Raw genomic sequence first — 397 nt, forward strand, 5'->3', positions numbered from 1 at the left:
TCCGCCCCCGCGGCCATGCCGAGCACCGGCGGGGTCACCAGGGTGCCCACGGGCAGCAACTGGTCGCCGTTGCGGCACTCCTGGCCGCGGGGGCGGATGTCCTGGCCGTGCGAGACGGTGTGCGGCGCCCGGGTGGCGGCGGTGGCGTGCAGCCGGCCCTTGTCGTCCGTACGGCCGTGCTCGCTGCGGAGCACGGCGGTGGTGTCCGGCGGGATACGCGCGCCGGTGGCGATCCGCACGGCCTCCCCGTCGGTCAGCGGCGCGTGCGCGGTGTGCCCGGCGAGGACGCCCTCCTCCCGTACGTCCCAGGGGCCGGGGCCGGAGACCGCCCAGCCGTCCATCGCGGAGGTGTCGAACGACGGCAGGTCGGTCAGCGCGACCAGCGGCGCGACCAGGG

1 pseudogene is annotated in these 397 nt (G+C 77.6%); it reads right to left on the reverse strand.

Going from position 1 to position 397, the window contains the following annotated elements:
• A pseudogene (locus LPA54_RS41225) lies at window positions 1-397 on the reverse strand (molybdopterin molybdenumtransferase MoeA); the annotation flags it as partial.

Origin of the sequence: Streptomyces sp. DH12 (assembly GCF_020873895.1) — a bacterium.
In the GTDB taxonomy this organism is placed as follows: Bacteria; Actinomycetota; Actinomycetes; order Streptomycetales; family Streptomycetaceae; genus Streptomyces.